Source organism: Caproiciproducens sp. MSJ-32, from assembly GCF_018918055.1.
GTDB lineage: Bacteria > Bacillota > Clostridia > Clostridiales > Clostridiaceae > Clostridium.
Genome location: NZ_JAHLPS010000109.1, coordinates 1 through 26,013, shown reverse-complemented (window position 1 = coordinate 26,013; position 26,013 = coordinate 1). Strand labels below are relative to the sequence as shown.

Genomic DNA, 26,013 nt, shown 5'->3' with positions numbered 1-26,013 from the left:
AAGTCTAGTGCGTCTGCCAGTTCCGCCACATCTGCATTTTTTGGTGGCTTACCCGGGAATCGAACCCGGCACACCTTGATTAAAAGTCAAGTGCTCTACCAACTGAGCTAGTAAACCACGTTGGCTGGGATAGCAGGATTCGAACCTGCGCATACCACAGTCAAAGTGTGGTGCCTTACCGCTTGGCGATATCCCAGCGATGGGGTGGACGATGGGACTCGAACCCACGACAACCAGTGCCACAAACTGGCGCTCTACCAACTGAACTACGTCCACCATTATGGTGCGTGTTAAGAGATTCGAACTCCTGGCCCACGCCTTAGAAGGGCGTTGCTCTATCCAGCTGAGCTAAACACGCTTATGGAGCGGGTGATGAGAATCGAACTCACGTAACTTGCTTGGAAGGCAAGGGCTCTACCATTGAGCTACACCCGCTTATTCAATTTAGTGGTCGGGGTGACAGGGATTGAACCTGCGACCTCATGGTCCCAAACCACGCGCGCTCCCATCTGCGCCACACCCCGAGGTTATGGTGCGTGTTAAGAGATTCGAACTCCTGACCCACGCCTTAGAAGGGCGTTGCTCTATCCAGCTGAGCTAAACACGCTTATTCCTCGAAAGAACATTAATTATTTTATAATACATTTTGTCGTTTGTCAACATATTTTACTAAATTGTTAATGGAGCGGGTGATGAGAATCGAACTCACGTAACTTGCTTGGAAGGCAAGGGCTCTACCATTGAGCTACACCCGCTTATTCAATTTAGTGGTCGGGGTGACAGGGATTGAACCTGCGACCTCATGGTCCCAAACCACGCGCGCTCCCATCTGCGCCACACCCCGAAGACTTATTATCTCTCGACGACAAAAATTATTCTACAATAGCTTTTTAAATCCGTCAATACATTTTTTAAAATTTAATTTATATTATAGATTTTTAAAGCAATTATAAGAAAAGAGGGTATATTTTTTTATTTTGAGGAAAAGCCAAAAATTATGGCAGTATTTTTTGTAAATATATGTCGTATTTTTTATTGTCTTTAATTTCTATAAAAGCTATTGTCTTATTATTTCTATCATAAGGTAATGAAACACTTCCTGGATTTATTAATGTGATGCCATTATATTCGTCTATAATAGCCTTATGAGAATGTCCAAAAGTTATAATATCTGCTCCTAATTCTTTACCCTTAAAAAATATCGTATTATATTCATATTTTACATTATATAAATCCCCATGAGTAATAAATATTTTCACCCCTAATACATCTATAATCATTTCTTTTGGATATCTTCTTGAAATATCACAATTTCCTCTTACTGCATATACTTCCCCTTTGAAATTTTTAATTAATTGTTCTGTATCAGGCGCACCATCTCCACAATGTATTATTATATCAACATCTTTCAAATATTTTTCCACTAGTCTCACAACTTGTGTATCATAATGCGAATCACTCATAACTAGAATTTTCATATTTTCCTCCTACAAAAGCCCCTTTATAGTTTGTATAACTTTCCTTAAAGCTATTCCTCTATGTGAAATTTTATTTTTTTCCTCCATTGTCATCTCTGAGAAAGTTTTATTATAGGGTTTATAGAAAAATAAAGGATCATATCCAAAACCCCCTTCTCCTCTTCTTTCTTCTAATATATATCCTTCTACAGATCCATTCACTCCTAAATATTTTTTATCTCCATATACTAAGGATATATGACATACAAATCTTGCTCTTCTCTCCTCAAAAGGAACTCCTTGAAGCTTCTTTATAAGCTTCTCATTATTCTTTTCATCATTTCCATTTTCTCCAGCATATCTAGCTGAATAAACTCCTGGTTCACCATTTAAGTAATCTACTTCTAAGCCAGAATCATCAGCCATAACAATAAAATTGTTCTCTTTAATTTTTATCAATTCATCATATATTTCTTCAGCCTTTTTTCTTGAGTTTTCCTCAAAGGTTTTTCCATCCTCTTCAACTTGTATATCTATCCCCATATCTTTTAAAGAAAATACTTCTATCTCAAGATCCTTTAATAACTCCTTTATTTCTTTTATTTTTCCAGAATTATTACTTGCTAATACTAACTTTTTCATAATTAATCTCTTCCTCCTGTACCAATCCAAAGGGAATCCATCTTTAGAGCATCTTTTTGTATTTGTACCATTTGCTTAATACCTTTTTGCGCTAAATCAAGAAGTTCATCTAAATCCTTTCTATTAAAAGGTGCTTGTTCTCCAGTCCCTTGTATTTCTATAAATTCACCTTCATCTGTTGAAACTATATTCATATCAACCTTGGCATTAGAATCTTCTTCATAACATAAATCTAAAACCTTCTCTCCCTTTACTATACCTACACTTACAGCTGTAACAAAATTTCTAATTGGATACACTTCAAAAGCTTTTTCCTTATGCAATTTATTTACAGCATCTACTAAGGCTACAAAAGCACCACTTATTGCTGCAGTTCTTGTTCCACCATCCGCTTGAATAACATCACAGTCAATCCATATAGTCTTTTCCCCAAGAGCTTTTAAATCCATAACTGATCTTAAAGCCCTTCCTATTAATCTTTGTATTTCCATAGTTCTTCCATCTACTTTTAATTTAGCTATATCTCTGACCTTTCTTGTAGCTGTTGCTCTTGGAAGCATATTATACTCAGCTGTTATCCACCCTTCTCCTTTACCTTTTAAAAAGGATGGCACCTTATCTTCTATAGAGGCAGTACATATTACTTTAGTATCTCCAACTTCTATTAATACAGAACCTTCTGCATACTTTGTATAGTTTCGTGTTATTTTAGTGGCCCTAACTTGATCATTTCTTCTTCCATCTGCTCTCATTTCTTTACCCACCTTTCTTAATATTCTAAAAATTTATGCACTATTTTAATTTCTTCTTCATATTATTAATATAAGGATTAATGAAGAGGTGAAAAATTTGCGATATATTGGACCATTTTTTAGAATGAATAAGCTATCCCCAAAAGAAATAACAGGCCAACTTTTTCACTTATCAAAGGAGGCTTTAAAAACTATTGTTTTAGAATCAAAATGTGGGATAGTTGATTCAATAAAAAGATATAAAAAAATATCATCTAACATTGATATTACCACATCAGGTAATTTTTCTCCACTACTATGTTTATATAGAAAATCTTCTCCAAACTATATTCATAGTAAAAATTATAATGGATTTGATGAAGAATCCTTTAAAAAAGATATTTATCCAATAACTAATGCATTAATGACTACAAGTATGCTTAATTTAAGTACTTATTATTCAAAATTTAAAGATGCCGATGAAAAGTTATTTTCTTATTCAGAAATATATAAAAAACTTGCAAGAGAACAACTAAATTTTTATTCTTCAAACTTAAGAAATACCGAAGGCGTATTTGTTGAAAAGAGAAATTTATCTGAAAATAATTATAAGGAATTTAATTTAAGCAATAAAAACAATAAATTTAGATTTTCTGATCAAGCTTTCATGATGGTTGCTTATAATTTATATTCAACTTTATTTAGTGATGATGATATATCTAAAGATTTCGAAAGATTTGCTGAAGAAATATTGCAAGTACTTATTGAATTTAAAAATAAAATCTATGAAACCTCCTTTGAAGAAATATCCAAAATTTTATTAGCTGTTAATATTTATTATAGTAACTCACTAAATGAAGAAGCTAAAATATTAATAGTTGATTTAACTGATTACTTAATAAATAAATTTGAGGAAAAAGATTATTATGTTGATTCTTTAGATTACTCTGCCTTATTTGCTATAAATTTGATGTTTTCCTTTAAACATACTCAAATGATAACATTTAAAGAAAAAGCTCAAGAAATTATAAATAAACTAATTTCTTTATATGATGAAGAAAAAGAAATGTTCCTAAAATTATCTAGCAAAAAAGAAGTTAAATATTCAGCTTTTGATATTACCTTCTACTTCTTAGCAATATTTTTATACTCATCTGATTTTACTGAAGATAATGAATATAAAGATATGATGTCATCCTTGTATAAAAAATTATTTATAAATTCAGGCTTAATTACATGTTGGCCAGAAGCACCTACATTAGATGATGTTGAAAGATATAGAGGCTTAACTCTAAAAGCTGCTGATATGTTAGAAGAAAACTTCTTTAGGCCTTCAACTACATCTACTCCAAATAGTCTAGGTGTCGCACCAATTTTTAATAAGAGTATAACTTACTCTAAAAAAAGGGATGAATTTTCAATTTCAAGCTCATCTTTTAATAGTTTTAGGAATATGTTCATAAATAATCTTATAATCTATTTATTTAAAGATTCTTTCATGAGAGAAATGGGACTTTTACCTGAAGATCTTGAACTTAATAATACTGAGTATAATAATGATTATTCTACTGAAGATAATGCTAATGAAAAAGATTTTGAAAGAGAGGAAATAAATAATATTAATAATAATGAAAATCCAACTATCGAAACTTTATATTTAGGTTAGTACTAATTTCTATAAAATATAATAAAATCATAAAGACTATTATTAGTCTTTATGATTTTCCTATTTTACCAAAGTCTATATTTCCATGTCCATCAAAAACAATATTTTTAACTTTGCTGTTTACAGCTATATTATTATTGTAAAATACTAATGGAAGTATTTTATAATTATTATAAAGATTTTCTTCTATACCCTTAAATATCTCTATTCTTTCCCCTTCATTTTTTGCATTTGTCAATTCTTCTCGATATTGAGAAGGTATTAAATTTATAATTTTATTATACTCTTCAGTATTTCCCATACCTGTTATATCACCTTTTATAAGAGCTATATTATAATAATTAGCATCTTTAATTGAACTCATTTCCTCTTCTGTTAACAGCTTATAAGATATATCTATATCTGTATTTTCATCAAAATAATTTAAAATATATTCACATATTTCTTTATTTTCTGTAAGAGCTTCAGCTACAATAACTAATCCTTTAACTTTTGTTTCCTCACTATTTAAATTCAACATAACTTTTCTTGCCTGCATTTTTAATAGATCTTCCTTATCTTGTCTAAAATAACTTCCTTCTGCTAATTCTAAAAATTTATTATTTTCTAATTGATATTTTTCCATGGCATTATTTAATTTAGAATATATTATTTTTTTATCTTCTATTGAAAGAGAATCGGAATTTTCATTAAATATCACATATAGACCATTATTAGAATCCATAGTTATTAATTTATTTTCATCATTTAATCTTTCTAATTGACTTTTAGGTGGATTAATAACTATATCTCTAGCCCCAACTTCAAAAGAAGCCATTGCTATTTCTTCTTCTTCATTTAATATTATAGTTATAGATTCAGATAAAGATTTATCTGATTTTTCATTTCTTTTTAACATTAATTTATCTTCACTAATATTAGAAATACTATAATTTCCTGAATATATTAAATCATCATAACTATTTTTTATATTTTCCCATAACAAAACATTTTTTCTGATCCTATATTGTGGTTTACTTAATTCTTCAATAAATTTATCATCCTTGGAATTTAGCCTAAATATAACATTATTCTCTCCTATTGCAATTCCTACATCCTTGCTAAAATCACCATAACCTTCTCTAAATTTTTTAGCCCCATATACATTTAATATGGCTTCAATATTTTCTTCTGCTTCTTCTGTAATAATTTCTCTAAAAAAAGCCATTACATCCTTTGGAGTTATAGGAGTTCCATCACTCCAATATATATTAGATTTTAATTTAAAATCATATTCTAAGCCATCATCCCTTATTTCCACCCCTTCAGCTAAAGAAGGTACTATATTATTTGAAGAATCTAACTCAACAAGTCCCTTGCTTGTTGCACATATAATATCTTGAATTCTAGTATCTAAACTTCCAACTTCCTTTAAATTATTAAAAAATAATGGAATTGAATATGTAATTTCACTTTTATTTTCTACTTTTTCTTCCTTTGAAATTTCTATAAAACCTATTAAAAAGGCTACAATTGATATTGTAAGCAGTGAAACTAGTACTATTTTTTTCATTATATCACTCTCCTTACTTTCTATTTAAATTATAGACATTAATTAAAAATATTAATCTAACTAATTTGCATCAATATTTTTTTATTTTATTGGGACAATAATTACTGAGGTGATATTAATGAAAAATAAAATAAAAATATTAAAATTTATTTCATTATTAACATTTTCTGCTTTAATATTATTCCCAGCTAAAACATCACTTGCTCTAAAAAATGGAAAAAATAAATTTATCTTAAAACCTCTACCTTATAATTATGATGCCTTAGAACCTTACATTGATACTGAAACAATGAAACTTCATCATGATAAACATCAAAAGGCATATGTTGATAATTTAAACAAAGCCCTTGAAAAATATCCTGAACTTTATTCTAAAGGCTTAGAAGGATTATTAACAGATTTGAATTCTTTACCAAAAGATATTAAACAGGCTGTAATAAATAATGCTGGTGGAGTCTATAACCATGAGTTTTTTTTGGTCCATAATGTCTCCTACTCATAATCAGGAACCTAAGGGAGACTTATTAAAGGCAATCGAAAATAATTTTGGCTCCTTTGATAAATTTAAAGAAAAATTCAAGGAAGCAGCTTTATCTAGATTTGGTTCAGGATGGGCATGGCTAGTAAAAGATAAAAATAATAAATTATCAATTATTAGTACAGCAAATCAAGATAGCCCAATTTCTTCTGGCTTAAAGCCAATTATAGGAATAGATGTATGGGAACATGCTTACTATTTAAAATATAAAAATGAAAGAGGAAAATATATTGATAATTGGTGGAATGTTGTTAACTGGGAACAAGCAGAAGAGAATTTTACAAAGTAAAATTAAGTGTTAAGTGTGAAGCGTGGAGTTTGTAGTTAATATGCTAAAAAATGAGTTGTTTCATAAATTAATAATGAAACAACTCATTTTTATATTACTTTATGTTATAAAATATTTATTTCTTGAAAAATTAAACTCCACACTCCTAACTACTAACTACTAACTACTAACTACTAACTAAAATATAGTGTTTTGTTCTTCTTTATCAAATATATGAAACTTATTTGGATCAATACCAAACTCTATAGTATCTCCAATATTATAATCAGCACCATCCATAGATTTAATTATAAGATTTGTATTATCTTTCTTAACATGTATATATGTTTCAGCACCTAAGTTTTCCTTTAATTCAACTTCTCCAGTAAATTTGATTATTCCATCTCTAGCTAAATCTTCTTTTGTATGATATAAGTTTTCTGGTCTTATTCCAACTATAACCTCAATATTTTCTGCATTTCTTTCCTTGATAGCTTTAACTTTTTCTTCTGGAAGCTCTACTAATTTTTCAAATATTTTAACATATTGTTTTCCATTTTCAACTACATTTTGTCCATAAGTCATATTCATTTGAGGACTTCCTATAAAACCTGCAACAAATAAATTTGCTGGATGATTATATATTTCTTTTGGAGTTGCAACTTGTTGTATCACGCCATCTTTCATTACAACTATTCTTGTTCCTAAAGTCATAGCTTCTGTTTGGTCATGGGTAACATATATAAAAGTTGTGTTTAACTTGTTATATAATTTTGATATTTCTACTCTCATTTGCACTCTTAATTTTGCATCTAAGTTTGATAATGGCTCGTCCATTAAGAATACTTTCGGATTTCTAACTATGGCTCTTCCCATAGCAACTCTTTGTCTTTGTCCTCCTGATAATGCCTTTGGTTTTCTATCTAAAAGATGTTCAATATCTAATATTTTTGCTGCTTCCCTAACCTTTTTATCTATTTCATCTTTTGGTAATTTTCTTAATTTTAATCCAAAAGCCATATTTTCATATACAGTCATATGTGGATACAAAGCATAATTTTGGAATACCATAGCTATATCTCTATCTTTAGGTGCTACATCATTTACTAATTTACCATCTATATATAGTTCACCACCAGATATTTCTTCTAAGCCAGCTATCATTCTTAAGGTTGTTGATTTACCGCATCCTGATGGTCCAACAAAAACTATAAACTCTCTATCTTCAATATCTAAATTGAAATTATCAACAGCCTTAAACCCATTCTCATATACCTTTGTAACATTTTTTAATTTTAAACCTGCCATATTGCCTCTCTCCTTAATATTTATTATTTATATTACAGTAACACACTAATATCGTTTACATTTTTAATTATATTTCTTTTAAACTCCTTTTCAATCTTTTAATAAGTATTTTATATTTTTTCTAACTTTATTACTAATAAAATCATAATTTTATTGTTAAAAGTTACAACTTTTTAATTCTAATTTTTTTAATATTAAAAGACTTTTATACATATTAACTATGCATAAAAGTCTTTAACTTACTAAATTATTAATTCCTTCTTAATCGGTACTATATAATATTTATTACTGATAATCTATGAAGAGCTCTTGTTGCCATAATATATTTTATTAAATTATCTGTATCTTTATCAAAATTCACAATAATAACTGCATCAAATTCTAAGCCCTTTGCAAAGTATGATGGTATTATGACTTTTCCACCTTTATATATTATATCTTCGTTCTTGAAAGCAATTATATTTGTGCGCTTTTTTAATTCTGGAGCTATTATTTCTAAATCATTTTTATCTTTAGTTATAATTGCAATATTTTCATATTTTTCCTCTTCATAATCTTCTAATAGGTTTAACAATACCTCTATTAAATCCTCTTTATCTTCCTTTGGTACTGATGTCTCTAAAACATCAAATTCTCCCTTTCTTACAAAAGGAACTACAGAATTTTCATCAATGAACTTATTTGCATATTCCATAATTTGATAAGTTGATCTATAACTTTTGTTAAGTTCAAATAACTGATATGAATCATCAAATAGATCTTTTAATCTAAGCATCGCTGGTATTTCCTCTGCCTTTACTAATCTTTGATTTGTATCTCCAACAATAGTATAACTTCTACAACCTGTAAATTCTTTTAATACAATAAATTGAAGCATATTAAAATCTTGAGCTTCGTCAATAACTATATGCTTTATTTCAGTACTTGATTTTTTTCCTTCAAGTTTAATCATCAAATATAAAATTCCAGCTAAATCTAAATATGATAATTCATTTACTTTCATAAAGTTCTTATATATATCTATAACACTTTCGTTTTCTATCCAAGATGAAACTTCCTCTTTAGATTTTATAACTTCACTGATAATATCCCTTATTGCTAATCTTCTTCTATATTCGATATTATTTTCTTGTATTTTTAATTCATCTTCTGTTAATTTTTCTCTTTCCTCTTTAGCTCTTAAATTTATTTTTCTTACTTCTTCATCTCTTCTATCTTTAATTTTTGAAATAAGCACTCTCTTTATTTTTTGATTTCTTCTAAATATAGGCATGTATTCATAATATTTATTAAATAACTCTTTTATTTCTTCTTCAGAAACAATTTCTTCCTTCATAAAGTTAACAGATTTTATATTAAAATAATTGTCTTCTATATCTTTAACTTTTTTATCTAATTCTTTAATAAATTCTCCAGAAGATTTATATTTTATTTCTTTTATAACTTCTTCATTTCCATTTAATACTTCTTCCAAATAAGAGATTTGAGTTTTAATAGGTTCATTTAAACCAATTTCCTTATAAATATAAGAAATAAAAGTTTCATTTGCTACAGCTGTTTCTCCTAAATTAGGAAGAACTTCTGATATATAATCCATAAATATATCATTTGGTCCTAAAATAAGAACTTTATTTTCTAATTGCTTTCTAAAATTATACAATAAATATGCCACTCTATGTAAAGCAATAGTAGTTTTTCCGGAGCCTGCAACCCCATTAACTACAACTACTTTATTTCTATCAGCTCTAATTATCTCATCTTGTTCCTTTTGTATTGTAGTTACTATATCTTTTAATTTTTCTCCCGATTTTGAAGATAAAACTAATTGTAATATTTCATCTTGAATATTTAAATCTGAATCAAAATAACCCTCTAATTTCGATTTCTTAATTATTAGTTGTCTTCTTGATGCTATTTCTACATCAACTTCTCCTACAGGAGTTTTATAATTAGCCTTTCCTAGCATACCTTTATAAAATAAAGAAGCTACAGGAGCTCTCCAATCTACTATTACTGGCTCAAAACTTTCATCTTTATTAAGTCCATATCTTCCTATATATATTTCTTCTAAAATTCCATCTTCTATAAAGCCAATTTTTCCAAAGTAAGGTGTTTCCTTTAATTTTACTAATTCTAATAGTCTTTTATCAATTGTTCTATATAATTCCTCAACGATATATTTTTCATGATCAAAGTACTCAATAATTCTATCTTCATCATCTTCATATTCTTCTATAAACTTTTTTCTATTATCTACAATCTGTTTTGAAACTTCTTTTCTCTTTTCTATATATTTAATTGTTTCTTCATTTATAACATCTAAGGTATCCTTTAGCTTTTCTTCTTCTTTTAAAAATTCAAATTTATCCAAGGTTAATCCCCCTTTAAAATTTTAATGCTTTTTAATTAATAAAGAGTGTAGCAAATTATTACCAACACTCTCTATTGTATTATTAATCCTCTACAAATTCTTGTTTCTCTTCCTTATTTTCCTTATTCTTTTTATCCCTTAATTCTGGATACTTTTCATAAACAAACTCCATAAATTCGTCGCCAAATATAGTTTCCTTCTCTAATAAATATTCAGCTATCTTATCTAAAAGATCTCTATTATCTTCAAGAAGTTTTATAGTTTTTTCATGACAAGTTTTTATAATTCTTAAAACTTCCTCATCTATCATGCTAGAAGTTTGTTCACTGCATTCCCTTACAGCTCTTCCATCTAAATATCTATTTTGTATAGATTCTAGAGCCATCATATCAAACTTTTCTGTCATTCCATAGATAGTTACCATACTTCTAGCAGTTTTTGTTGCTCTTTCAATATCATTAGAAGCTCCTGTAGTAATCATATTAAATACTACTTCTTCTGCGGATCTTCCACCTAACATAACCATTATTTGATTTATTAATTCTTCTTTTGATACTAAATATTTTTCTTCTTCAGGTAGCTGCATAGTGTATCCTAAAGCTCCCATAGTTCTTGGAACTATTGTTATTTTATGAACTGGATCCGCTCCTTCTAATAAAGCTGCAACTAAAGCATGCCCTACTTCATGGAAGGCAACGATTCTTTTTTCTTTTGCTGATAGTATTCTATCCTTCTTTTCCTTACCAGCTATTATTACTTCTACAGCTTCTCTCAAATCTTCTTGCATTACTACATTTCTACCTTGTTTAACAGCTCTTAAAGCAGCTTCATTTACCATATTGGCTAAATCTGCACCTACAGCACCAGGTGTACTTTTTGCTATTTCTTCAAGATTTACATCTTCTCCTAATTTTACATCCTTTGCATGTACCTTTAATATATCTATTCTTCCCTTTAAATCTGGTCTATCTACTATAACTCTTCTATCAAATCTTCCTGGTCTTAATAAAGCCTTATCTAAAATTTCTGGTCTATTAGTAGCACCAAGAACAACTATTGCCTTTCTTGAGTCAAAACCATCCATTTGAGTTAATAATTGATTTAAAGTCTGCTCTCTTTCATCATTAGTTTGAAGTTGTGAGTCTCTGCTTTTTCCTATAGAATCAATTTCATCTATAAATATTATACAAGGAGCATTTTTTTCTGCTTCTTGAAATAAATCTCTTACCTTGGCAGCTCCCATACCAGCAAACATTTCTACAAAGTTTGAGCCTGAAATTGATAAAAATGGCACATTAGCTTCACCAGCTACTGCCTTTGCCAATAATGTTTTACCTGTTCCTGGAGGGCCAACTAATAAAGCCCCCTTAGGAAGCTTAGCACCAATCTCAGCATATTTTTCAGAATTATTTAAGTAATCTATTATTTCTTTTAATGACTCTTTTGCTTCATCTTGACCGGCTACATCATCAAATGTAATTTTAATATCCTTTTCTCTATATACCTTTGCATTACTTTTCCCAAACTTCATCATAGGTGACCCACCTATTCTGCCTCCCATTCTAGAAAGGAAAAATCTTAATATAAAGAAGCCTATTAAAGGTGTCACTATCCAGGTAAATATAAATTCTGCCATAAAGCTATTTTGAACTGCTTTTGCAGTAAATTCTACATCATTTTCAATTAACAGTTCTACTAAATTATCATCGCCTACATTACCTGTATATAATAATTTACCATTATTTCTTTCACTATCTTCTTTAGGAATAATCTCTATTTCACTAGAAGAAATAATAACTTTTTCAACTTGATGTGTTTTTACCATTTCTATAAAAGTACTATAAGTAATTTCTTCAGTTGTAATAAAGTTTTTTGTTGTGCTAAATATATATATGAATACAAATGCTGTTATTGCATACCAAAGTATATAATTCTTATTTTTATTATTTTTATTTTCTCCTGTGTTTTTATCTTGCATAGTTTCTTCCTCTCATTTTAAATTTATTTTATTTTTCCAAATTCACTGAAAGGATATACTTTTATTTGGGCTTTCCCCTGAATATCCTCACCATCTATATAAGGATTCTTCCAATATCGCGAATCTTTTGAAACCAGTCTATTATCTCCTAAAAAGAAATATTTTCCTTCAGGAACTTCATATTCTCCATTAAATTTATCTGGAGTACCTATATAATCTTCTTCTAATTTTTCTCCATTTACATAAACAACTCCATCTTCAATTTTAATTTTATCTCCTGGTAAGCCAATAAGCCTTTTTATTAAAGACTCTTGTAATTCATCAGAGTAAAATACTAAAATATCTCCTCTTTCTAATTTATCCAAATTATAAACCTTTGTAACAAAAAGCTGATCATTTACATTTAAAGTTGGTACCATTGATTCTGATGGTATTAATACCTTAAAAGTTAAGTATTTGTTTATAAGAAAAGCTATTACTATTGCTAATCCTATTGGAACTACCCATTCTGTAAAGAAGTTACATTTATTATTCTTTTCTTTTTTATTTGCTTTTATTTTCATTTTCTTTATAACTCCTTCATTATTATTTTCTTCTATTATAGACTATATACTACCATGTAATCGGAAAATAAATCACTTTTATCCCCTAATTTTCCTTACAACTTAGTATATCATATTTAATTATTAAATAAACAGCTTATAATAACAAAAAATGGGCAAATAGTCATATACTTACCCACTTTCTAATTTAAGCTATTTTATATTTCATTTAATAATAATTCTTCAAAACTTTGTCTTTTAACTACAACTTTTGCTTCCCCATCTCTCACAAATACAACTGCAGGTCTTAAATTTTTATTATATCCATTTGCCATTGAAAAGCCATAAGCACCAGTAGATGTTACTGCTAATATATCTCCACTTTCTGCCTTTTGAAGCTTTATATCCCTTATTAATACATCACCAGATTCACAACACTTTCCTACTACTGTTACTAAATCATCAAAAGGCTCATTTGCTTTATTAGCAATTATAGCTTCGTATTTTGCATTATATAATGCTGGTCTTATATTATCAGTCATTCCCCCATCTACAGCTATATACTTTCTAATATTAGGTATTTCTTTTATTGAACCTACCTTATATAAAGTAGTTCCCGCATTCGCAACTATAGATCTTCCTGGTTCAATAGTTAATATAGGCTTTTTTAGTAATAGTTCTTTACAAACTTTATTAACTCTGTCTAATATAGTTTGACAATAGTAACTGATGTCCTTTGGATTATCTCCCTCTGAATAATAAATTCCAAAGCCTCCTCCTAAATTTAGTTCTCCAATTTCATGCCCAGTTTCTTGCTTTATTTCTTTTATAAGCTTTAACATAATTTCAGCAGCATCAGCAAAAGGTTCATTGTCAAATATTTGAGAACCTATATGACAATGTAATCCTGCCAGTCTTAAGTTAGAAAGATCTAAACTGCTTTTTACTGCATCCATTATAATATTATCAACTGGCGCAAAACCAAATTTAGAATCTATTTGACCAGTTTTTATATAATCATGAGTATGAGCTTCTATACCTGGAGTTATTCTTAAATATATATTTTGAACTTTTCTATACTTCTCAGCAAACTCATTAATTTTTTTCATTTCCCATAAATTATCAACAATAAATCTTCCAACTCCAAGCTTAACTCCAAGTTCAATTTCTTCTTCTGTCTTATTGTTACCATGAAAATAAATTTTTTCCATATTAAAGCCTGCTTTATATGCTGTATAAAGTTCTCCAGCTGATACAACATCTAAACAAAGGCCTTCTCTATCTATAAGTCTGCACATTTCTAAAGTTAAAAAAGCTTTCCCAGCATAAGCTACTCTATTATTGTCTTCTCTAACTCTAAAAGCCTTATAATATTCCCTACATTTATCTATTATTAGCTTTTCATCCATAACATATAATGGTGTTCCAAAATTTTCAGCTAAATATCTAGCTTCTAACCCAGCAATTTTCAAATTATTTCCTTCTATTTCACTTGCCCCAAATAACTTCATAAAATAAAATCCCCCAATTATATATTTTTAAATCCCATATATCGCTTATTGCTCTTATTAATATTGTTCCCTATATTTATCCATTAAATCTCCCATTACATCTCCTGATGGAGGCGGAGTATAAGTTATTGCATTTGCCCCGGCTTCAATTGTTCTTTTTATAGTTTCTTCAGTTGGTCCTCCTGTTGCTATTATAGGAAAGGTTGGGTATTCTTCTCTTATCCTTCTTACTATATTAGGCGTATTTTTTCCTCCAGAAACATTTAAAATAGTTGCACCAGCCTGTATTCTTTCTTTTATATTTTCATTCTCTGAAATCACTGTAACTACTACAGGAATATCTATAGTTTCTCTTATCTTTCTAACTATATCATTTGATGTTGGTGCATTAACCACAACTCCCATAGCCCCTTTAAATTCAGCATCTAGAGCCAAATTAACAACCCTTTTTCCTTGAGTAATCCCGCCGCCTACACCACAAAAAATTGGCACATCAGCAGCTAATAAAAGTGCCTGAGTTATAAGAGGTTGAGGTGTAAAAGGATATACCGCTATAATGGCATCAGCATTTGTATTTCTTATTACTGCCACATCAGTTGTAAAAAGCAATGATTTTATTCTTTTACCAAATATCTTAATTCCACTACAATCTCTTATGCAAGAAGGCACTTCAATTACATGACTTCTTAAAATTCCCTTTATCTCTGGTACTATTTTTGGCTTTTTTGGCTCCATTCTTAACCCTCCTATTATACACATAAAATTAATCACATGATTTATCACTTATTAAATAAAATGACTAATTAACTATTTTTTCTATTTTTTTCATAGTTTTAATGTAATTATACTATAATATTAATAAAGACATCAATCTTTATAGGATTATATAATTTTATAAAAATAATTATCATTTATCAATAGTTTTCACACTTATTTAAGCTATATAAATTTAATTGACTTATATTCATTTTAAACAATTTTAATGAATAATATGTTACATAAAATTTAATAAAAAAAGAACATGCTAAAAAATAATATTTAGATCGGAGGATTATACTTAAAATTTATTTATTTTTTCTTTCTATTATCTTTCTTACAACTCTTAATCCAATTTCATCTTCTTTCATCTCATCTAAAGCGTTAGATAACTTACTCCATCCCATTCCTTCAACTTCATCAGATTTTTTTATTTCTCCAGAATAATAATCTGCCATAAAAGTTATCATTAATATTTCCTTATCTTTTACATAGTCAGATCCCAAATATATAATATTTTTTATTTCTATTCCAGCTTCCTCTCTGACTTCTCTTTCAACAGCTTCCTCTGCAGTTTCATTATTATCTACATAGCCAGTCAACAATACCTTAGAATTTTTATATATATAACTTTGCTTTAACAATAATATTTCGTCATCCTTTACTACTGCAACCATTATACATGGTTTGGGAGTATCAAAAAACATAACATCATCTTCAGGACAATAAGGAACTCCTCCTTCATCCCAGCTATATCTTTCTTCTAATTTTCTTCCACATAAGGGACAAAATCTATATTTCATACTACACCTCTTAAAAGAATTAACACTTATTCTTCAATAACTTATCTATGCTATAATATTACACTAATCGGTTCCTTAATTTCAATTCCATCCTTATAAACCTTACAATTATAAGCTAATATATCAACAAAATTTTCCTTAGCTAATTTTAAAGCTTCTGCAAACTTTTTATCAGTAATATCATTAGGAGAAAATACTTTTACATCTTCTAATTGAATTAAAAATAAAACTCCAGCACCATAGCCCTGATTTTTAGCTTCTATAAGTTCTAATATATGTTTTCTCCCTCTTTCTGTAGGAGCATCTGGAAATCTACAATGACCATTTTCTTCTAAAGTTACGCCCTTTACTTCTAAATAGTAAATTTCTTTTTCATCTTCTGTTGATAACTTAAAATCAAATCTGCTTTTTCCAAAAGTTTTTTCCTTATTAATTTTACAATATTTTTTTAAAGGACTTATCTTTCCAGTCATTAATGCTTCATTAACAACCTTATTGGGAATTTGAGAATCTATATTTATTAACATATCTCCCTTCATTGCTGCAATTAAATCATATTTAGTTTTTCTTGCAGGATTAAGTTCTTCCCTTAAAAAGACCTTTACTCCTTCCCTTAATATTTCTCTGCATCTTCCCGTATTAGGTACATGAACAACAATTTCTTCATTATTTAACTTTACTAGAGCGTTAAACCTATTAAGGCGATTTATAAATATTCCTTCATAGATATTCTTATCATATTTCATATACTTCTCCTTATCTTTTCATTTTTTAGACAGTTTGTCGAAATATATTTATCCACATTTTTCAATGCAAGACGACTTATCCACAGGATAAATTTAAAAAACCGCTGATTTTTTAATAGTTTTTAACTTTTAACAAGTACTTATCCACAAAATTTATCCACATTTTGTACAAACTGTTTATAACTTTTTTTATTATTAAATTTACTCTAAATTTTATATTTTACATTATACTACAGAATTCATTATTATTCTAAAGAAAACATTATATTGTTACAAACATTTATTCCTTTCATATATATTGTGTCAAGAGTTTTTTGGGACTTATCAACAAATTTTGGATGTTTGTCCACACTTTGTGGATAACTTTCCACAGTTTCAACAGTTATCTAATTCACAATTTACAAAAATAAAGCCTTATAAACTCTAAAAGAGTTTATAAGGCTTTATTTTTAATAATTTTCCATAAATACTTCAAAGTAAGATTGTGGATGTAAACATGCCGGACATGCTTTTGGAGCTTCTTCTCCTTCATAAATGTATCCACAATTTAAACATTTCCATAAAACAACTTCGTCTTTTTTAAATACTTTTCCTTCTTCTACATTTTTAAGAAGTTTGTTATATCTTCTTTCATGTCTATTTTCAACTTCTGCTATTCTTTCATAAGCTGCTGCTATTTCTGGGAAACCTTCTTCTCTTGCTATTCTAGCAAATTCAGGATAGTCATGTGCCCATTCTTCATGTTCTCCAGCTGCAGCTGCTTTTAAATTTTCTAAAGTATTATCAGCATAATATGCAACTGGATATGCTGCATTAATTTCTATTGGCTCCCCTTGGAAGTCATTTACTAAGAATTTATAAAATCTCTTAGCATGTTCCTTTTCTTGTTCAGCAGTTTCTAAAAATATATTAGCTATTTGTAAATATCCTTCTTTTTTTGCTACGCTTGCATAATAAGTATATCTTGTTCTAGCCTGAGATTCTCCTGCAAATGATTTCATTAGGTTTTCTGCTGTTTTAGTTCCTTTTAAACTTTTCATATAAACAAACACCCCTTAAATTTTATTATTTTTACCTACTAATTTAATTTTACAATATTTTCTACAATTAGCAAAGAGAATCTACATTAAATTTTCTATTAATCTTCTATATTTTTCTTTAAAACTGCTAAAACTAACATTCCTACCACAGAACCAGCTAAAAGAACTATAAAATATCCAAAAGGATTACTTATAACTGGAAGAACAAATATTCCTCCATGAGGAGCTCTAAGTGCACATCCAAAAACCATTGATAAAGCTCCTGATACTGCTGATCCTATTATACAAGCTGGTATTACCCTTAATGGATCTGCTGCTGCAAATGGTATTGCACCTTCTGTTATAAAAGATAGTCCCATAATATAATTTGTAAGACCTGATTGTCTTTCTTTTTCTGTAAATTTCTTCTTGAAGAATGTTGTACATAAAGCTATTGCTATAGGTGGAACCATTCCTCCTATCATTACTGCTGCCATAATTTCATATTGACCGCTAGCTAAAGATGCTGTTCCAAATACATAAGCTGCCTTATTTAAAGGACCACCCATATCAAAGGCCATCATTCCGCCTAAAACTGCACCAAGCAATATTTTACTTCCTTCTCCCATATTATTTAATGTATTGGAAATTCCTTCATTTATTGCAGATACTGGTGGATTTATTATAAATGTTATTATTACACCAATTGAAAGTATTCCTAATAAAGGATAGATTAGTACTGGTTTTAAACCTTCTAAACTATTAGGAAGATTTGCAAATAACTTCTTTATAGCTAGAACTAAATAACCAGCTATAAAACCAGCTAATAATGCACCTAAAAATCCTGAGCCTCCATTATTAGCCAACATACCACCAACAAAACCTACTGCCAAAGCTGGTCTATCTGCTATACTCATTGCAATATAGCCTGCTAATATAGGAAGCATAAATCCAAAAGCAGTTCCACCAACATTTTTAAAGAATGCAGCTAAAGGAGTATTAGAACCAAAATTTGCTGGGTCTATGCTATAATCATCAAATAAGAATGCTAAAGCTATTAATATTCCACCACCAATAACAAATGGAAGCATATGAGATACACCATTCATCAAATGCTTATATATTTGATGACCAATTCCTCCACTTTCTTCATTAGAATATCTTTCTATATTAGATCCCTTATGATTATACACTGGAACATCTCCTGATTTTGCTCTTTTTAATAACTCTTCTGCCTTGTGTATTCCAGTAGAAACCTTTGTTTGTATCACTTTTTTACCATCAAATCTTGCCATATCTACATTTTTATCAGCAGCAATAATAATACATTCTGCTTCTTCAATTTCCTTTTTAGTTAAAACATTCTTCGCTCCACCTGAACCATTAGTTTCTACCTTAATAGAAATTCCCATTTCCCTTGCTTTATTTTCTAAGCTTTCAGCAGCCATATAAGTATGAGCTATTCCAGTTGGGCAAGCTGTTACTGCTAAAATTTCATAAGATTTATTTTTCTTGGCTGTTTCAACACTTAATTTATCCTTTTCGAATTTATCTATTACATCTATAAATTCTGCTGGAGTTTTGGAATTTAATAATTTATTTTTAAATTCTGAGTTCATCAACATTTTAGATAATCTTGCTAAAAGTTCCAAATGAGCATCATTTTCTCCTTCTGGTGCTGCTATCATAAAAAATAGCTTTGCAGGCTCTGCATCTAAAGAATCATATTCTACTCCTTTATTGACTACCATGGCTGAAAGAGTAACCTTTTTAACTTCTGAACTCTTACCATGAGGAATGGCAATTCCTTCTCCAATACCAGTTGTACTTAATTTTTCTCTTTCTAATACAGCCTTTTTAAAAACTTCCTTATTTTTTATATTTCCTGATAAATCTAATAAATCAACTAACTTATTTATTGCTTCTTCTTTTGAATTTAAATTTGGATTTATTGCTATTGAATTTTTACTTAATAAATCTGAAATTTTCATTTTCTCTCCCCCTATATATCATTAATTTCCTTTAATAACCTCTCCACTTTTTCTTTAGTAGCTAAACCTTCTGAAAAAGCACTAGCACTTCCTGTTGCAACGCCCATTTTGAAAGCTTCTTTTAAATCCTTATTTTTTAAATATCCTGCTATAAAACCTGCCACCATAGAATCTCCTGCTCCAACTGAATTAACTACCCTTCCAAAAGGCGCTTTACAATTTATTACTTCACCATTTTCATTTATAAATATTGCACCATCTCCAGCCCTTGAAATTAAGACATTCCTTGCTCCAAGTTTCCTAAGTTCCTTACCATATTTAATAATATCCTCTTCATCTTTTATATCAGCATTAAATAATTCTGCTAATTCATTATGATTTGGTTTTATTAAAAAAGGCTTATATTTTAAAACATTTAACAATAATTCCCCTGTAGCATCAACAATGCATTTTATTTTTTTATCACTAATTCTATCTAATATAATTTCATAAATATTTTCTGGCAAGGTTTTAGGAATGCTGCCTGCTAAAACTAAAATATCATCTTTATCTAGTAAATCTAGTTTTTTATATAATTCTTCTAAATCTTCATCAGTTATATTAGGTCCTTGTCCATTTATTTCAGACTCAACCTCGGATTTAAGCTTTATATTTATTCTAGATAATCCTTTATCAAGCTTTATAAAATCAGTTATACACCCTGATTTCTTTACTCTTCTTTCTATTTCTTCTCCTGTAAATCCTGCTATAAATCCTAATGCTACACTACTTACCCCTAGGTTTTTCAGAACCATTGAGACATTAATCCCTTTTCCTCCTGCATATACTTCTTCATAGGAAGTTCTATTTACCTCTCCTAATTTAAAATCCTCAACCCTCACTATATAATCTAAAGCCGGATTGAAAGTTATAGTATATATCATTCTTTAAACCTCCAGTATTTTTGTCTTATCATGATATTTATCATTATCTAATTTTGTTGTTATTATTGTTGCTTCATCTATTTCTCCAAAAGTTACACAGCTTATTTCATCAAATTTGCTTTTATCTGCAAGTATATAAGGAGTTCTTGTTCTATTTAAGGCTTCTTCTTTAACTAAGGCTTCATTTATATCTGGAGTTGTATATCCTCTATAATCAGAAATTCCATTAGTTCCGAAAAAACCTTTAGTAAAATTATATCTTTTTAATGCTGTGATGGCTTCAACTCCTACAATGGCTTCTGTAGATTCCTTTACTTCACCTCCCAACATAAAAGTTTTAAAACCTTTTGAAATTAATTTTTTTCCTATCATTAAACCATTTGTAACATATACTGCATTTTTTTCTTTTAAAAAATCAGTCATTATACTAGTTGTTGTACCTGAATCTATATAAACAAAATCATCTGCTTCTACTAAAGCTGCTGCATATTCCCCTATTAAACGTTTATCTTCAATATTAAGCGTTTCTCTTATAGAAACATAATCATCCTTAGTATTAAATTCCTTTTCTAATAAAGTTGCTCCCCCATGAACTTTTTTTAACTTTCCTATTTTATTTAAATAATTTAAATCTCTTCTTATGGTTGATTCTGATGTTTCTAACATTTCAACAAGTTCATTGACATATACAACTGAATCCATTTTTAATTTTTCTAATATAAGTTTGTGTCTTTCTTCTGTTAGCATTAATATCACTCCCAACTATATAATACAACTTTTAGAAAAGGATTTCAAGCATTTTCATTCAAAAAAAATTACATTAATTCAAAATAATTCATATTCATTCATTTCAAAATAATAAAATAACCGTTTTATAAACAAAATTTAATATATAATGCTCATAAAACGGTCTCTTAAATATTATTATTTTACATATTCAAAGGAAACATTATTACTTTCTATTTCAAATAATTGTTCCTTATTTTTATAAAATGTAAACCTTGCCCTACAAGATAGATTTTCATATATTGTTCTAATCATTTCTCCACCATCTGGAGCTAATAATTTTTGCGGATAATTCTCTTCTATATCTATATTCAATTTATATTTTCCCTTTTTTATAGTTAAGCCCTTTTCATTATAATCTATTATCTTCACTCCATTGTAAGTGGCCATTCTATATTCCTTACCATTATAATATACTACAGCTATACAACCCTTAAATTCAAATCCTAAAAATGGTATGTCTGCTATTGAAACTACAATGCTGATCTTTTGATTTTTAAAACTATTAGCTTGAATCCACATATAAGACTTTGGAAAGGATCTTCCCCAATCTTTCTCAATATACCCAATTCCATTCTTTATTATAATATCTCTATAATTTATACTTAGCTTTCCGTTTACTTTATGATAAAGACTTATTATCCCATGATTACATTCCATAAAAGGGAAAATAGAAAAAGGTCCCATTATATCATATTTAATAGGCGTAATACCACTGTAATTTAAAGCTCCCTTAACTATAATTTCACTACTTAATATATTTAAAATAATTCCCCTTTTAGAAAATATGTTATCTTTTATCTTAATATTTGACTTATCATCACTTATTTGAAAATCCTTATAATCATAAGTTATATAATAGGAAGCTTTATCTGTTATAATTTGAATAAAGGCATATTTAAATCCATTTTTATCTATATTAATTCCTGGAATAAAAGCAATATTAAAATCATTGAACTGATGTTTAAAATACCATCCTTCAAAAAATTTCTTCTTTTTATAACTGATATTTTTACTCATCATATTTTAATTCCTTTATTGCTGGAGAATTCAAAAAATTTCCTTTATAATCAAATCTTGATCCATGACATGGACATTCCCAAGCCAAATCATCTGGATTCCACTTTAGTTCACAACCTAAATGTGGGCATTTTGTAGAAACAGTAAACACTTCTCCTTTATCATTTTTATATGCTCCTATCTTTTCACCTTCGTGAGTTATTATTCCTCCATGACCAAGCTTTACATCTTCTAAGACTGATGTTGGCAGACTTATCTTTTGAGCTATAAAATTATAAACAGTTGTTCCAAAATTCTTACTAAGATTTTTTATGGATGCTGTTAAATCAAACCTGCTTGGAGAAAATACTTTATTAAAATCATTTTCTTTTCCTATTATTTTATCTGATATTATTATTGCAGCAACCATAGCAGAAGTCATTCCCCATTTATTATATCCAGTTGCTACATAAACCTTTGGCATTTCATCAGAATATACTCCTATAAAGGGAATATAATCTGAAGTCATGCAATCCTGGGCTGACCAATTATATTCTTCTATAGAGACAGGATATAATTCTTTTGCATATTCCCTAAGCTGATTATACCTTCCTCCCTCTTCATTAGCTCCTGTTCTAACAGAAGCTCCTGTCAATATTAATAAGTCTTTATAATTTCTAAAGGAATATCCCTCTTCCTTTTCATCTCTATATATACCTTTTAATTTTTGGGCATTTTTTAATGCTATTACATAATCCCTCTCTTGATGCATTCTTAAAAAATAATATCCTGAACTATCTATTATTGGATATTGAGTTGCGACCACTATATGTTCTGCCTTAATTTCCCCCCTATTTGTTATGACCAAACCATTTTTTATATCTTCAGCCTTAGTATCTTCATATATTTTTAAATCCTTTGCTATAGTATTTAAAAACTTAATAGGATTGAATTGTCCCTGATCTTTAAACTTCACTGCCTTTGCTATTTTAAATGGAAGTTCAATTTCATCTACTAGTTCAGCCTCTATTCCTATTTTCCTTGCAGCCTCATATTCTTTTATTATTTTTTGAGGATTATCTAGACTGTAAATATAAGCATCTATATTTTCAAAATCACAATCTATTTTATTTTCTTCTATTATTTCTCTATAAGTTTCTAAAGCTAATTTATTAGCTTCTGCATATCTTTTTGCATTTTCTTCTCCAAATTCTTTAATTAACTTATCATATATTAAATTATGTTGTATAGTTACTTTTGCTGTAGTATTCCTAGTGTTTCCATTTAATATACTTCCTCTATCTATTACAACAACTTCTACTCCTTTTTTTTGTAACATATAAGCTGTAAGTAATCCTGTGATTCCTGCTCCAACTACTACTGCCTCAGTAGATATGTTTTGCTTTAAAGAGTCTCTTTTTTCTATATTATAATTTTCTACCCAAACTGATTTCATATAATTCACCTCTTTGCTTATTATTCCATAAACTTTAATATTTAAACAAAAATTTTAAACAAAAATATTTATAAAAAAATCCACAGTTAAAGTTTAATCTTTAACTGTGGACTGAAATTTTCTATTTAATCTATATTAAATTTTATATCCTTCAATCATAGATTCTAGAGCATCAGCATACTCCTTTAATGTTTGAGCTTGTACTGTCATTTCCTGTAATCCTGCTGATTGTTGTTCTGAAGCAGCACTTACTTCTTCAGTTATTGCTGCTGTTTCTTGAGATACAGCTACTACACTGCCAATTTTATTAACTACATTATCCTTACTTACTGTAATCTTATTTAAAGATTCACTTACATTATTGATATTTTCTTCTAATTCTTTAATTTTTGTATCTATAATATTAAATTTTTCATTTGTTATATCTAAACTTTCGCCTGTTTCATTGTTTAATTTTTGAGTTTCTACAGTTTGTTGATATAACTCTTTTATACTATTTTTTATCTCTACTATAACATTATTTATTTCATTAGCTGATTTTGAAGACTCTTCTGCTAATTTTCTTACTTCTTCTGCTACAACAGCAAAGCCCTTCCCAACTTCACCTGCCCTAGCAGCTTCTATACTAGCATTTAAGGCTAAAAGATTAGTTTGATCTGCTATATCCTGTATAGTATCTACTATCATTCCTATTTCTTCTGACTTAGTTGATAAAATATCTACTTTTTCAGCCATCTTTATACTAGCTTCTTTGTTCTTTTCATATGTATTGGTTAAATTATTTATTGCTTCTGTTCCATCATTAGTTGAGGTTTTTACTTCTCTTGAAGTTGATAACATTTCTTCTGCCCTAACTATTGTAGCATTTATTTCCTGTTCTAAAATAGCAATTTCATTTGAACCTTCATCTAATTGAGCTGCCTGATCTGTTGCTCCAACTGCAATCTGTTGAACGGATTTTGCAACCTCTTCTCCTACCCTGCTAGATTCCTTTATTATTTCAAATAAAGAATCACTTCCTTCATTTACATTATCAGATGCTTCTTTTAAGCCCCTTAATAAAAGTGATATATTATCTATTAATACATTTAGGTTATCAATCATTGAATTTATTTCTTTGCTATATTTCTTATTTTCTTTAATTTTCTCTGTAAAATCACCATCCTTAATCTTATTCAAAACTTTTTCTACTTCTGAAATTGGAGTGGAGATTTTATTTGTAATTTTTTCTGAAATAATTAGGATAATAAATATAACAGCTAATGATATTATTATACGAGTAGTATCAAATCTATAAGCAGTATTAAATACTGCAAAATTTATGGCATCTACAGTAATCATTGGAATAATAGACATTCCAATAAAAAATATCCTCAATTGTTTTTTAAGAGTTGAATAGGATTTCTTTTGTTTATTATCATTCATTTATCTTAACCCCCTTATTATTTACAAAGCTCTTATGCTAATATTATATTATAAATCTTATAATATAGATAGTTTTAGTTTCAAAATATTATTCAAATTTCTACATATAGTTTCTATATATTCTTAAATTCTAATAAAAAACTTTTCCTTATTCATTTCAAATCTTATAAAGAATCCAATTACAATTTTCTACATCATATTTTATTTCCATTATTCTTTCTAAATTATCTATTATAGAAATACAAGTAAAAACAAGCATTTTATTTCCGCAAAATCTTTCCTGACTTTTTTTCACTATTTTATTTATCTTTATTACTTTATATTCGTTATCTTCCTCTATTCTAAATTTTAACGGCTCAATTTTCCCACTTTTTTTAAAATAAGCTATCATTTCTATCTCCTTAGCAACTACCTTCATATAATGCACTCCCTCTATAATCTTTAATTTTCTTTAATATACTCAATCATTCTTAGATTTTCATAATTGACATAATAAAGTACATGGATATAACTTATATTTATAAGAAATATTGGAATCACAGGGT

General features: G+C 28.5%; 21 protein-coding genes, 9 tRNA genes and 1 pseudogene. 2 read left to right on the top strand and 29 right to left on the bottom strand.

Translation table 11 applies throughout. The annotated features are described in order from the left end of the window. Positions 1 to 41 precede the first annotated feature (41 nt). The 12 genes from KQI16_RS11640 to rph all read right to left on the bottom strand — a co-directional run bounded on the left by KQI16_RS11640 (position 42) and on the right by rph (position 2,851). A tRNA-Lys gene (locus KQI16_RS11640) sits at positions 42 to 117 on the bottom strand. Positions 118 to 121: 4 nt separating this feature from the next. Next, positions 122 to 196 (bottom strand) — tRNA-Gln (locus tag KQI16_RS11635). 4 nt (positions 197 to 200) lie between these two features. After that, positions 201 to 276: transfer RNA gene (locus KQI16_RS11630), tRNA-His, on the bottom strand. 5 nt (positions 277 to 281) lie between these two features. Beyond that, positions 282 to 358: transfer RNA gene (locus KQI16_RS11625), tRNA-Arg, on the bottom strand. Between the two features lie 3 nt (positions 359 to 361). Beyond that, positions 362 to 435 (bottom strand) — tRNA-Gly (locus KQI16_RS11620). Positions 436 to 448: 13 nt separating this feature from the next. After that, positions 449 to 524: transfer RNA gene (locus KQI16_RS11615), tRNA-Pro, on the bottom strand. Positions 525 to 530: 6 nt separating this feature from the next. Beyond that, a tRNA-Arg gene (locus tag KQI16_RS11610) sits at positions 531 to 607 on the bottom strand. A 74-nt stretch (positions 608 to 681) separates the two neighbouring features. Next, positions 682 to 755 (bottom strand) — tRNA-Gly (locus KQI16_RS11605). 13 nt (positions 756 to 768) lie between these two features. Next, positions 769 to 844: transfer RNA gene (locus tag KQI16_RS11600), tRNA-Pro, on the bottom strand. 151 nt (positions 845 to 995) lie between these two features. Continuing rightward, entirely contained in the window at positions 996 to 1,478 is a 483-nt protein-coding gene (locus tag KQI16_RS11595) for a metallophosphoesterase (protein ID WP_216434631.1), read from the bottom strand. Between the two features lie 9 nt (positions 1,479 to 1,487). Further along, positions 1,488 to 2,099, bottom strand: coding sequence for an XTP/dITP diphosphatase (locus KQI16_RS11590; RefSeq protein ID WP_216434630.1), 612 nt, complete (start codon positions 2,097 to 2,099; stop codon positions 1,488 to 1,490). A 2-nt stretch (positions 2,100 to 2,101) separates the two neighbouring features. After that, positions 2,102 to 2,851: a ribonuclease PH gene (rph, locus tag KQI16_RS11585; RefSeq protein ID WP_216434628.1), complete on the bottom strand. Its 750-nt coding sequence runs from the start codon at positions 2,849 to 2,851 to the stop codon at positions 2,102 to 2,104. A 97-nt stretch (positions 2,852 to 2,948) separates the two neighbouring features. Between rph and KQI16_RS11580 the strand changes: the two genes are divergently transcribed. Further along, positions 2,949 to 4,496 carry a hypothetical protein gene (locus KQI16_RS11580; protein ID WP_216434626.1) on the top strand — a complete coding sequence of 516 codons (1,548 nt, stop codon included), beginning with the start codon at positions 2,949 to 2,951 and terminating at the stop codon, positions 4,494 to 4,496. 49 nt (positions 4,497 to 4,545) lie between these two features. Here the strand turns inward: KQI16_RS11580 and KQI16_RS11575 are convergent, their stop codons facing one another. Further along, complete coding sequence (locus tag KQI16_RS11575) at positions 4,546 to 6,048, bottom strand: ABC transporter substrate-binding protein (RefSeq protein WP_216434624.1); 1,503 nt, start codon at positions 6,046 to 6,048, stop codon at positions 4,546 to 4,548. Between the two features lie 118 nt (positions 6,049 to 6,166). On the opposite strand from KQI16_RS11575, the pseudogene KQI16_RS11570 reads away from it, so the two are divergent. Next, positions 6,167 to 6,875, top strand: a pseudogene (locus KQI16_RS11570) (superoxide dismutase). A gap of 177 nt (positions 6,876 to 7,052) precedes the next feature. Here the strand turns inward: KQI16_RS11570 and KQI16_RS11565 are convergent. The 16 genes from KQI16_RS11565 to KQI16_RS11490 all read right to left on the bottom strand — a co-directional run bounded on the left by KQI16_RS11565 (position 7,053) and on the right by KQI16_RS11490 (position 25,886). After that, positions 7,053 to 8,162, bottom strand: a complete 1,110-nt coding sequence (locus KQI16_RS11565) for an ABC transporter ATP-binding protein (RefSeq protein ID WP_216434622.1) — start codon at positions 8,160 to 8,162, stop codon at positions 7,053 to 7,055. Between the two features lie 271 nt (positions 8,163 to 8,433). Further along, positions 8,434 to 10,533 carry a HelD family protein gene (locus KQI16_RS11560; RefSeq protein WP_216434620.1) on the bottom strand — a complete coding sequence of 700 codons (2,100 nt, stop codon included), beginning with the start codon at positions 10,531 to 10,533 and terminating at the stop codon, positions 8,434 to 8,436. An 82-nt stretch (positions 10,534 to 10,615) separates the two neighbouring features. Further along, a complete protein-coding gene (gene ftsH, locus KQI16_RS11555) occupies positions 10,616 to 12,511 on the bottom strand; it encodes an ATP-dependent zinc metalloprotease FtsH (RefSeq protein ID WP_216434618.1) in 1,896 nt (631 codons plus the stop codon). Positions 12,512 to 12,534: 23 nt separating this feature from the next. After that, positions 12,535 to 13,074 (bottom strand): signal peptidase I, encoded by a 540-nt coding sequence (gene lepB / locus KQI16_RS11550; RefSeq protein ID WP_216434616.1) that lies wholly within the window; start codon positions 13,072 to 13,074, stop codon positions 12,535 to 12,537. Between the two features lie 197 nt (positions 13,075 to 13,271). Next, the gene (gene lysA, locus KQI16_RS11545; RefSeq protein WP_216434614.1) at positions 13,272 to 14,564 is read right to left on the bottom strand and encodes a diaminopimelate decarboxylase; all 1,293 of its coding nucleotides are present in this window, start codon (positions 14,562 to 14,564) and stop codon (positions 13,272 to 13,274) included. A 57-nt stretch (positions 14,565 to 14,621) separates the two neighbouring features. After that, positions 14,622 to 15,299, bottom strand: coding sequence for a hydrolase (locus tag KQI16_RS11540; protein ID WP_216434612.1), 678 nt, complete (start codon positions 15,297 to 15,299; stop codon positions 14,622 to 14,624). A gap of 329 nt (positions 15,300 to 15,628) precedes the next feature. Then, positions 15,629 to 16,123, bottom strand: a complete 495-nt coding sequence (locus KQI16_RS11535; RefSeq protein WP_216434610.1) for an NUDIX domain-containing protein — start codon at positions 16,121 to 16,123, stop codon at positions 15,629 to 15,631. A 50-nt stretch (positions 16,124 to 16,173) separates the two neighbouring features. Beyond that, complete coding sequence (gene sfsA, locus KQI16_RS11530) at positions 16,174 to 16,869, bottom strand: DNA/RNA nuclease SfsA (protein ID WP_216434608.1); 696 nt, start codon at positions 16,867 to 16,869, stop codon at positions 16,174 to 16,176. 449 nt (positions 16,870 to 17,318) lie between these two features. Then, positions 17,319 to 17,909 (bottom strand): rubrerythrin, encoded by a 591-nt coding sequence (gene rbr / locus KQI16_RS11525; RefSeq protein WP_216434605.1) that lies wholly within the window; start codon positions 17,907 to 17,909, stop codon positions 17,319 to 17,321. A 98-nt stretch (positions 17,910 to 18,007) separates the two neighbouring features. Further along, on the bottom strand, positions 18,008 to 19,879 hold the full coding sequence (locus KQI16_RS11520) for a PTS fructose transporter subunit IIABC (RefSeq protein WP_216434603.1): 1,872 nt from the start codon (positions 19,877 to 19,879) through the stop codon (positions 18,008 to 18,010). A gap of 11 nt (positions 19,880 to 19,890) precedes the next feature. Further along, the gene (pfkB, locus tag KQI16_RS11515) at positions 19,891 to 20,802 is read right to left on the bottom strand and encodes a 1-phosphofructokinase (protein ID WP_216434601.1); all 912 of its coding nucleotides are present in this window, start codon (positions 20,800 to 20,802) and stop codon (positions 19,891 to 19,893) included. Positions 20,803 to 20,805: 3 nt separating this feature from the next. Continuing rightward, positions 20,806 to 21,549: a DeoR/GlpR family DNA-binding transcription regulator gene (locus KQI16_RS11510; protein ID WP_216434599.1), complete on the bottom strand. Its 744-nt coding sequence runs from the start codon at positions 21,547 to 21,549 to the stop codon at positions 20,806 to 20,808. 177 nt (positions 21,550 to 21,726) lie between these two features. Further along, positions 21,727 to 22,611 (bottom strand): tocopherol cyclase family protein, encoded by an 885-nt coding sequence (locus KQI16_RS11505; RefSeq protein ID WP_216434597.1) that lies wholly within the window; start codon positions 22,609 to 22,611, stop codon positions 21,727 to 21,729. After that, a complete protein-coding gene (locus KQI16_RS11500) occupies positions 22,601 to 24,043 on the bottom strand; it encodes an FAD-dependent oxidoreductase (protein WP_216434595.1) in 1,443 nt (480 codons plus the stop codon). The genes KQI16_RS11505 and KQI16_RS11500 overlap by 11 nt, the downstream gene beginning before the upstream one ends. A gap of 135 nt (positions 24,044 to 24,178) precedes the next feature. Beyond that, positions 24,179 to 25,468, bottom strand: coding sequence for a methyl-accepting chemotaxis protein (locus tag KQI16_RS11495; RefSeq protein WP_216434594.1), 1,290 nt, complete (start codon positions 25,466 to 25,468; stop codon positions 24,179 to 24,181). 157 nt (positions 25,469 to 25,625) lie between these two features. Beyond that, positions 25,626 to 25,886 (bottom strand): hypothetical protein, encoded by a 261-nt coding sequence (locus KQI16_RS11490; protein ID WP_216434592.1) that lies wholly within the window; start codon positions 25,884 to 25,886, stop codon positions 25,626 to 25,628. Positions 25,887 to 26,013: the final 127 nt, after the last annotated feature.